The 8,510-nt window shown below is 42.4% G+C and carries 11 protein-coding genes; 3 read left to right on the top strand and 8 right to left on the bottom strand.

Annotated features, from left to right (window positions below; translation table 11 throughout):
• The first annotated feature begins 845 nt into the window (after nt 1-845).
• Together HY795_02380 and HY795_02375 are read left to right on the top strand one after the other, a co-directional pair.
• The gene (locus HY795_02380) at nt 846-1,304 is read left to right on the top strand and encodes a hypothetical protein (GenBank protein MBI4804064.1); all 459 of its coding nucleotides are present in this window, start codon (nt 846-848) and stop codon (nt 1,302-1,304) included.
• A gap of 72 nt (nt 1,305-1,376) precedes the next feature.
• Complete coding sequence (locus tag HY795_02375) at nt 1,377-2,174, top strand: PDZ domain-containing protein (protein MBI4804063.1); 798 nt, start codon at nt 1,377-1,379, stop codon at nt 2,172-2,174.
• Between the two features lie 58 nt (nt 2,175-2,232).
• On the opposite strand, the gene HY795_02370 is transcribed toward HY795_02375, so the two are convergent.
• The 6 genes from HY795_02370 to HY795_02345 all read right to left on the bottom strand — a co-directional run bounded on the left by HY795_02370 (nt 2,233) and on the right by HY795_02345 (nt 4,981).
• On the bottom strand, nt 2,233-2,787 hold the full coding sequence (locus tag HY795_02370; GenBank protein MBI4804062.1) for a site-specific integrase: 555 nt from the start codon (nt 2,785-2,787) through the stop codon (nt 2,233-2,235).
• Nucleotides 2,788-3,286: 499 nt separating this feature from the next.
• Nucleotides 3,287-3,772 carry a replication protein gene (locus tag HY795_02365; GenBank protein ID MBI4804061.1) on the bottom strand — a complete coding sequence of 162 codons (486 nt, stop codon included), beginning with the start codon at nt 3,770-3,772 and terminating at the stop codon, nt 3,287-3,289.
• Between the two features lie 74 nt (nt 3,773-3,846).
• A complete protein-coding gene (locus HY795_02360; protein ID MBI4804060.1) occupies nt 3,847-4,029 on the bottom strand; it encodes a hypothetical protein in 183 nt (60 codons plus the stop codon).
• A 4-nt stretch (nt 4,030-4,033) separates the two neighbouring features.
• Nucleotides 4,034-4,177 carry a hypothetical protein gene (locus tag HY795_02355; protein ID MBI4804059.1) on the bottom strand — a complete coding sequence of 48 codons (144 nt, stop codon included), beginning with the start codon at nt 4,175-4,177 and terminating at the stop codon, nt 4,034-4,036.
• Between the two features lie 4 nt (nt 4,178-4,181).
• Nucleotides 4,182-4,514, bottom strand: coding sequence for a hypothetical protein (locus tag HY795_02350; GenBank protein MBI4804058.1), 333 nt, complete (start codon nt 4,512-4,514; stop codon nt 4,182-4,184).
• Nucleotides 4,515-4,789: 275 nt separating this feature from the next.
• Nucleotides 4,790-4,981 carry a hypothetical protein gene (locus tag HY795_02345; protein ID MBI4804057.1) on the bottom strand — a complete coding sequence of 64 codons (192 nt, stop codon included), beginning with the start codon at nt 4,979-4,981 and terminating at the stop codon, nt 4,790-4,792.
• A 206-nt stretch (nt 4,982-5,187) separates the two neighbouring features.
• Between HY795_02345 and HY795_02340 the strand changes: the two genes are divergently transcribed.
• Nucleotides 5,188-6,345 (top strand): DUF4338 domain-containing protein, encoded by a 1,158-nt coding sequence (locus HY795_02340; protein MBI4804056.1) that lies wholly within the window; start codon nt 5,188-5,190, stop codon nt 6,343-6,345.
• A gap of 126 nt (nt 6,346-6,471) precedes the next feature.
• On the opposite strand, the gene HY795_02335 is transcribed toward HY795_02340, so the two are convergent.
• On the bottom strand, nt 6,472-7,422 hold the full coding sequence (locus HY795_02335; GenBank protein ID MBI4804055.1) for a restriction endonuclease: 951 nt from the start codon (nt 7,420-7,422) through the stop codon (nt 6,472-6,474).
• A 73-nt stretch (nt 7,423-7,495) separates the two neighbouring features.
• Complete coding sequence (locus HY795_02330; GenBank protein ID MBI4804054.1) at nt 7,496-8,506, bottom strand: DNA cytosine methyltransferase; 1,011 nt, start codon at nt 8,504-8,506, stop codon at nt 7,496-7,498.
• Nucleotides 8,507-8,510: the final 4 nt, after the last annotated feature.

The raw sequence follows: 8,510 nt of genomic DNA, 5'->3' as shown, positions 1-8,510 counted from the left end.
CCTCGGATGTCAGAAGCCATTTGAGCGGAATATCCCTCACTAGTCCATCCGATCTTCTCCCAGACCAAACGCCCCGAGGAGTCACGGAAGTTGATATCAAAGCAAATATCCGGTTTGCCATTGTGACGACGTGTTACGGATGAACGCCTGTAGACGCCCGTAAATTTGGTTTTTTCCCTGCTCATTCTTGCTAACCTATTGCTAACATGGATGCGGTTTTGCTAACAAAATGCTAATTCATAGCGCTACTCAGGTCAACGGCGCGCATTGCGTTAATTGCTACAACAACAGGGATTTCAGCAACTTGCAACGCACCACAAAGCCTTACAACTCCCTTAGCGCATTATTCGTAATCAGCAGGTCGAGCGTTCAAATCGCTTCGCTGGCTCCATAAAAAACAAGGGTTTACGACTAAAATCGTAAACCCTTCTTTTTGGCTTTGTGAAAGGATTGTGAAAAACTTTTTCGGTAACTTTTCACAAATTCTCCTGGATATTCGGCACATTGCGACACACAAATCCTCGCCAGCAACGTAGACACCACGCCACTTTTCAGCGCCCCAAGATTTTTCACAAGTTCCATCAGCTGTGAAAAATCGTCTCCTGAGCACGCATGACAATTCGACCATGCTTCTGCCTAGCTCCAATGACTACGTGCGATCCTGACAAATCCTGACGCACTGCCTCACGCCGTGCAGCACTGAGAGAAGTCAAAACCATGCAGTTCGCATGACAAATCCTTGAGCGAAGTGAAGGTCTAGGTTATCGATTTATCAAGGGACAAGGTCAACGATCCTCGCCATTGTTCGACGTTGCAAAGCAAGATTTGTTCAAGGAGAATATAATATGGAATATCGTATAATCATAGGTGGTGTCGATGATGAAACTAATGAAACCGTTGCAGACTCTGCATACGCATATGAAACAATAGAAACAGATGATGTTACTATTGCATACGGAGCATATATGTATGACACGGGTGGCGATGGGGACGGGTCATATATTTACAAGGTTGTGATCCATAAACACAGGATGTCTCCCCCAGATGTATACAGGGGTCTTGATGATTCTTGGTATGCTAAGATTATGAATAGTGAAGAAGAGGACAGTTTTGAGGAGGAAAAGCTTACAGATCAAGAACAGTGCACAACAAGTGACATGATTAGCTTTCTTGAAAACTACGTTTGGTTCAATGGCGACAACAACAGCCTATACATGAGAGAAGAGGTGAAGGAGAAATGGGAAGGGAAAAGTGAACTACGGTCTGCAGGCTACAAAGATGAATTTGTTGGTTACCTGTATTAGCATTATCACGGAGTGCTGAATTTGCGGATGCTGTTTTGATAACTATTAGAAAGTCAATTGAGAGGAGTGTTTATGAGGATTTTTTCTGTTGTCGTAGTACTTTTGACTCTAGTAGGTTGCGTAAATCCGTACAAGCAGTATTATTCACTACCGCCTGGAATTGATTCTAATAGAATTGCAATGTTCTCTGATAAGTGCGATTCTGTTCAAATATATTCTGACGCGCAAGAAGGAGACACGATTCTAAAGATGTATAAAAATGGCTATGCATTTATAGGCAGTTCGTCATTCAATGCAAGCAATGCATCAAAGTCTGATTTGGAAAATTTTTCTAAAGAAATCAAAGCGTGTTTAGTGTTGGTAAAATCAAAATACACTCACACAGAACAAGGAGTATATTCTTTTCCGCAATATGTACCAGGTCAAAGTGTGACAGTAAATACGTATGGAACTGCATACTCTGGAAATCGAAGTGTAACATATCAGGGCACGGCAACAGGAACAACATCAGGGTATTTCACATCACAAAGTATTCCTTACAGTGTTGCACGAAGTGACTATCTTGCAACGTATTGGGTGAAACTGAAACCACCTGTTTTTGGAGCTTTTGGCGAAAAAATTCCTGATGACATCCGGAAAAAGCTAAATTTAGACAAGGGAGTTTTGGTTACAGCAGTGATGAATAACTCGCCAGCAGACGTTGGTGGGCTTATGGATGGCGATATTGTCATAAAATTGGATACAGTGGAAATGTCAATGCAGAACTGGAGGTCAACATGGGAGGGACTTGCAGGAAAAGAGGTTGATGTTGAAATTCTTAGAGACGGGAAAAGCATGATCAAAAAAGTATCTTTCGGAACTAAGCAATAAAATACTTGCGGTGTAGGGTGTCTATGTATCTGCGATATAGGCACCCTACGTTGTCATCCTACAAGTCTCTCAAAAGAGCTGTTTCTACGTCAGCCGAAGTAATACCAAGGTAGCGCATTGTTACACGAGGACTTGAATGGTTGAAGCGGCGGCATATAATTTCGCTTGAAGCACCAAATCTTGAGTGTTGAATATATCCCCATGTCTTTCTCAACGTGTGTGTTCCGTAGTTGCCCTTTAGTCCTACCGCTCTGCACCAACTTTTGACCATCCTGTTACACGCCTCAACAGTCAGATGCTCCCTACCTTTGCGTGAGAAGAACACATACGATTCAGAACTAGGCTTGTATGCGTCAAGGTACTCTTGGAAGACTTTGAACACAGACTTGTTGACCATCAACACGTTCTGCTTCCCAGTCTTCTCTTCGACGATTGGAAGAGTATCACCGATTTTGAGTCCTTGAAGCTGTGAGACCTTCAACTTGAGAATGTCACCAATCCTTAAACCGTTGTTGATACCCAAAACAAAGAGAAGTCTGTCTCTGACATTACCGTTGAGGATCTTCTTGATGTTTTCGACGGCGTTGATGTCTCTAATGGGCTCGACGTTCATGTGTTTTCCCCTTGCGTGAACAGTGAAAATCAACTTTGTTGGTCATCGGATAAGAAACATGACATTCACTGGCAAGAGCTTTCCTATTTTGCTGGCAACCATCTAGAATCTTGTGCCAACCTAGTGAATGTCAACTTTGACGTAGAAGTTGATATTCGGAGAAACACCAGATCCAAATCGTTGTGACATAACAACCTTGATTGTCTTGTAACAGGAAACAAAGAGTTGCCTTGTTCAAACAATGGAAACTGCCTTTTGCCTTTCACCTAGCGTAGCGAAGTGTAAACCGTGGTTTATATATGGTTTATTATTGGTTTAGGAGGATATACAACTTCTGCAAACCCTTTCCATTTCATGTGCGGAGTCTTCAAAATTCATCTGACCGATGAGCACTTTCATCGGAAGGATGTAGAAGTTCATCTTGGAGATGCGAAAAATATCAATTTTTCATCCACCGAACGCCTACATCATCATTCCGATGATATGACCTTGATACTCATCACATCGATGCGATGCGCTCCATCAACTCCTCTTCCGTCAAATCATCTTCTGGTTGGTCGTCAACTTCTTCAACAGGCGTGGTCACTACAGCTTGCTTGCCTTCACCCAGTCTCGAACCAATGAGTTCCCTCGTAAATTCATCGAGCACCCACGACCGAACATCAAGAACAACTTCTATTTCATCATCATGAAGCCTGATGAACCTTTTACTACTCAATTCATCCAGATATTTTTTGACGTTACGACTGTCTATTCCTGTTAGGAAAACGATATCCCTGTTCCTGACAGCCCTCTTGAGGTGGTTGAATCTGATAGTTTCATTCAGGATTGCCATGTAGACTCTTTTTGAGGGGTCACTTATAGCTTTGGTCATAAACAGATGCATCACAAGGTCTGGAATACGAACGTATCCTTTGCCCATAAGATTTGGATCAAACTCTTTCTTCTGGTTTACACTTGGTTTTCTTCTTCTATAGTTGAACATGTATATATCCTATTTGTATCAGGAACGAGACGGAGACAGAAGTCCGTCTCGTTCCTGACCGTTAGATGTTGTTGTCAACTCTTACATTTCTCAATGAGCCATCTGTCCAATGCCTTGCGCACCACTTGACTCAAAGAAACGTCTTCTTCCTTTGCCAACTTCGCCAACCACTGCTTCTGGAACAATGATGTATGAAAAGTAACCCTGACATCCTTTTCATGGGTATCGCCAGAATACAAACCCGTGTACTGTTTCATAAGGTCACTTCCATACCGTAACGTCTTTTTTTCCTGTCTCAATCGCATATCCCTTTCCAAACAGTTTCTGCACCAGCTCCAAAACCTTTTTGACTAAAGGGTCTGTCGCCTTATAGAATTCAACTTTGATGACGATATCTTTGTCCATGAGTTTAGTTCTCCTGAATGTGTGCGACATTTGCAGCAACACCAATGCACTTTCTCAGCACCGCTTCGTCGCCTGAAGACGCACCTGCGAGTATGAGTACCAAGCTTGAAACTAAGACTCCGACTTGAAACATTGATTGCGCTCCGCCAATTCGACTAGCCAGTGCCTTTGACTGCCTCAGTGCCTGACTATCATCAAATACTCTTCCTGAATTAGTCTTTCCCTTCAATAGCGACATTACAGACCATTCATCCAGAGTTGTGAATGGTGATATCTTCTTGTCATCCATGTCTTTCAGGTACTTCCAAAAGGTCTCATCGTGTGAATCTTCATACATAGAGATGTCCTCCCATTTTGATATACCGTATTTATCAAAACGAGATGACAAAGGCAGATAAGGTCATCACTGTCGACCTGTATAAGGATATCAGTGAAGGTCAGTGTGTAAACTCACCACCAGAGAAAATGGAAGCTGCTATTCTTGCAATGCGGGGAGACGGTTCAGACGAGAGAGAGCTATCATCAGAGATGGATGCTCAATAATGAAATCGCGGAGGTTCGACTAGGATCAATCCTAATCAGAGAGGCTAGGTAAGAGTATGGAAAAGAATGCTAGAGTCCGACCTTCTCAAGCTGTGCCTTCTTGTTCTTGATACCTTCGACAAGACACCACCTTACAAAGTCAGTCATATTGACCTTTCCAGTCTCCTGAGTGCTCAACTTGGCACATAGAGTCCTGATTTCTTCCTTCATCTCGGCAGAGACAGGAACAGATATCTTCTTATCCAAAGCTGTTGAAATCATTATACATCTCTCCTGAGTTTTGTCAACGGCATTGAACACTTATGACTTCATCACATCTCATCACATGATGTCACATGTCAACACCTACAATCCGAACTGAAGAGATAACATGCCGTAATACTTGGTGATTCTGCTTTCGACAGGTCAGCGCTTTTGATAAAGTCATTCTCGTGAGGTGAGGAAACACTAACCGAAGGGGAATGAACATGTTACTTGATACCAACAAAGCCACTAAAACCGCTAGCCTCGTTGATGCAATCACTAATCGCCTTGAGTTCTACAAAGCCTTATCCTCTCGCGAGTACACTTTTGCAAAGAAGTTTGAAGAGATCCAGGCGAATAAGAATAAGTATTCCCAGTCTGACCTTGATTCTGTCAAAGCTATGATCTTCAACCCTGAAGATCCGTCTGATGTAATGAACATAAAACCTAAATTGATCTATGTTGATTCTACCAACAAGTCTGGAATGAAGACTTTCCAGATTCTCCGTACCTTCTGTACTGCTCACGAGAACGTGAACAGAATCGGTAGAGCCTTGCGCTATCTGGTCATTGACGAAGCTACAAACAAGTATCTTGGTATTATCCATGTTTGTTCTGATATGGCATTGCTCTCCAAACGCAACAAGTATCTTGGCATTGATAAGCAGATCAATGCCCGTGACTGGGAATGCCTGAAGAACATTGCCTCTTGCTACACCCTTGTTCCAATGCAGCCGTTTGGATTCAACTATGCTGGTGGCAAGCTCATTACTTTGCTTGCTGGCAGTGAGGTGATCGAACAGGACTGGAATAGGAAGTACAAGGAGAAGCTCGTAGGTTTATCGACTACGAGTCTATATGGCAGTTTCTCGCAGTATACCAATCTGAAGCATTGGAAGAAGACTGGAGAGCTCCAGAGCCAGGTTTCGTACAAGTTGCCTGACAATGAGTATGAACTAGCCAAAGACTGGTTGAATGACATTGAGCCTGAAAAGCACTTTGACTTCTTTGAGAGGAAACATGCAAGCGGCAAAGGACCGTATATCCGAGACAACAAGAACAAGTTCCACCAGTACGTCTTCAAAAAGCTTGGATTCAAGAAAACAGACTACGAGTGCTCTCATGCTCGTGGAACGTTCTTCTGTTCATTGTTCAATGAAAGCCCTGAGTTCTTACAGGGGAATATCAACTACGAGAAATTGACTCGGAGATATGATAACTCAGTAGAGTCTCTGACCGCTATGTGGAAAGAACGCTATGCCAAGAAGCGCCTAGAGAAGCTTGAACAGAGTGGAAACCTCAAGTCTGAGATCCTGTTCTATGATGGTATGCTCAACGCTGAAAACTGGAACAAGGCGAAGACTCTTTATTTGAATTGGTAAACAAAAGACGGAACAGTACGTGACCCGTACTGTTCCGGCTTCGCTTAGGTCGCATCGCATCAATTCCGTGAACGGTCATCTTTGTAAGATGGAGCTTTATACTAGATAATTGTAACAAGATTGATGTCAGTATGGTCCCAAGAATTTTTCACCGTCAAAATGGATCATGTGATCTGGTGCGTCTGCAATCCAAACTTCAGTTTCCCAAGCAACATCCTTGATGAACTTCCGAAACGATTCTCGTGTCAAAAAAGCAGTAACATAAACAACATCGGCAGAACAATCTGCGACAAGTTCTTTTAGTTCCTTGAGCCTAACCTGAGAAATAGGACCGAATGAATGCACTGCCTCGACAAGATATATCCAGTTTTTTTCTTTTGAATATGCAATAACGTCTGGAAGCTCTCCATGCTTCAATTCAAAAAAACCTAAACTTTTGAGTGTTGTTGCGTCGATATAAAGAGATTTGTTTGCAGCATCTCCAAGATATAAAACCTCTGCACCGTAGCCAAATCTTGGAAGGAAATCATCGATTATCGCTTTTTGTAGAATGTTATGCTCGCCTGGACTTAGACCAAGAACAACTTCTGAAGAAATCTTCACCTGCATCTTCTCTATGTTTCGAGTAGCGCCTAACTCATCAGAGAGTTTTTTTCTGGTTTTGAAAAAGTCCACAACTTTCTGGTCAAAGTCAGCATCACCATAAGACCTAATCAGACCTGAAAACTCAGAACTCAACGCATATCCTCGAGTGGGGCTGTTTCTAGCGCTTTCTGGCTTAGTTCTTGTGATAATTCCAGCAAGCACTGTCAGCTTTAGATGCTTCCTTCTAATATCATCATACGACCCAGAAGAAATGTTTTCCTTGAAATTTTTATTGATAATGTCGATTATATCTCTTGTTTTCAAGTCGATGCCGTCAGTTATGTCTTTTGCATCTTTCCAATTGCCTTTGAAAACACCAGCAACAGCTAAAAAACACAGAGCAGCCATTTCAGCCCTGCGTGGAGATAATTTTTCAATGGGAATGCCAAGACTGTGCAAAATCCCACATGCCTGAGCAATCAACGCCTTCATCTCTGCTGGTTTAGCAGCAAAGCCAGAACTCCTGGACAAGTGTTCTAAATAATTCATCATAGTACTTACTTGATTAGATGTTCATAGCTACTTGTTGTTCATATCTCCGAGAAACAATTGCCGGACTGGTCGAACTGTAGAGCTGAAGGTAAGATTTTACGGAACTAGCGATGTGGTATGAAAGCATTGGTGGCACAGCATTTCCAATCTGATTGAATACACTAGTTTCGTTGCCAATGAATTCAAACCAATCTGGAAAACTTTGAAGCCTAGCAGCTTCTCTTGCTACGAGTCGCCGACGTCTGCCATCCTTCAGCTTGACTCGCATCATATCGCCAGTTGCACCAGCAAGATTTCTACATGTAATGGTTCTAGACGGTTTATTGAGGTGCAAGTCTCTTGGAGTAACGCAGCAAGATGCATCCTCATATTTCTTTACATACCTGTCCATGCTTTCATTCAAAAACCTAGAACCTGGAGGAACAGAGCATGCAAGATCACCTAACGCTTCACCAGCGCTGACTAAAGTAGTCAATTCAGTTGGGAATTTATACGAACCATTGTGACCAACCACAATCAACCGTTCTCTATTTTGTGGGACACCAAAGTGTTTTGCGTTCATTAGCCTGAAATCAACTACATATCCCATAGCCATAAACTCTTTGACAATAGTATCCAGGTACCAATTGTTCTTGTAGAGTAATCCGCGAACATTCTCAAACACAAAAAGCTTGGGTTTAGTTTGTCGGACAGCCTCAATAAAGACGGGAACACCATTTCTCTTGTCTTTGACACCTTTTTGATTACCGCCAACACTAAAAGGCTGACAAGGAGGTCCGCCAATAACAATATCTGCGTTTTGAAATTGAAAATTTTTGTCCAAGTAAACGTTTTCACAAGAACCCATGAGGTTACTCTTATACGTCGAACAACAATCTGGATCTGATTCATAGCCTACAGTTTCAAATCCATTAGCTTCAAAACCTAGAGCCATGCCGCCGCATCCAGCAAAAAGATCTAAAGCCAGATATGATGCTTTGTCTTTAGGGCGTAGAAGTGAATCTAAAGACTCAATATATTTCATGCAA

The organism is Desulfovibrio sp., assembly GCA_016208105.1.
Taxonomy (GTDB): Bacteria; Desulfobacterota; Desulfovibrionia; order Desulfovibrionales; family Desulfovibrionaceae; genus Fundidesulfovibrio.
Note: the sequence above shows the minus strand (reverse complement) of the source record. Positions and strands in the feature narration are given on the sequence as shown.

Excerpts from the sequence above, each read along its gene's own strand:
- HY795_02380 (MBI4804064.1), top strand. The coding sequence starts at position 846 with ATGGAATATCGTATAATCATAGGTGGTGTCGATGATGAAACTAATGAA.
- HY795_02375 (MBI4804063.1), top strand. The coding sequence starts at position 1,377 with ATGAGGATTTTTTCTGTTGTCGTAGTACTTTTGACTCTAGTAGGTTGC.
- HY795_02370 (MBI4804062.1), bottom strand. The coding sequence starts at position 2,787 with ATGAACGTCGAGCCCATTAGAGACATCAACGCCGTCGAAAACATCAAG.
- HY795_02365 (MBI4804061.1), bottom strand. The coding sequence starts at position 3,772 with ATGTTCAACTATAGAAGAAGAAAACCAAGTGTAAACCAGAAGAAAGAG.
- HY795_02360 (MBI4804060.1), bottom strand. The coding sequence starts at position 4,029 with ATGAAACAGTACACGGGTTTGTATTCTGGCGATACCCATGAAAAGGAT.
- HY795_02355 (MBI4804059.1), bottom strand. The coding sequence starts at position 4,177 with ATGGACAAAGATATCGTCATCAAAGTTGAATTCTATAAGGCGACAGAC.
- HY795_02350 (MBI4804058.1), bottom strand. The coding sequence starts at position 4,514 with ATGTATGAAGATTCACACGATGAGACCTTTTGGAAGTACCTGAAAGAC.
- HY795_02345 (MBI4804057.1), bottom strand. The coding sequence starts at position 4,981 with ATGATTTCAACAGCTTTGGATAAGAAGATATCTGTTCCTGTCTCTGCC.
- HY795_02340 (MBI4804056.1), top strand. The coding sequence starts at position 5,188 with ATGTTACTTGATACCAACAAAGCCACTAAAACCGCTAGCCTCGTTGAT.
- HY795_02335 (MBI4804055.1), bottom strand. The coding sequence starts at position 7,422 with ATGAAGGCGTTGATTGCTCAGGCATGTGGGATTTTGCACAGTCTTGGC.
- HY795_02330 (MBI4804054.1), bottom strand. The coding sequence starts at position 8,506 with ATGAAATATATTGAGTCTTTAGATTCACTTCTACGCCCTAAAGACAAA.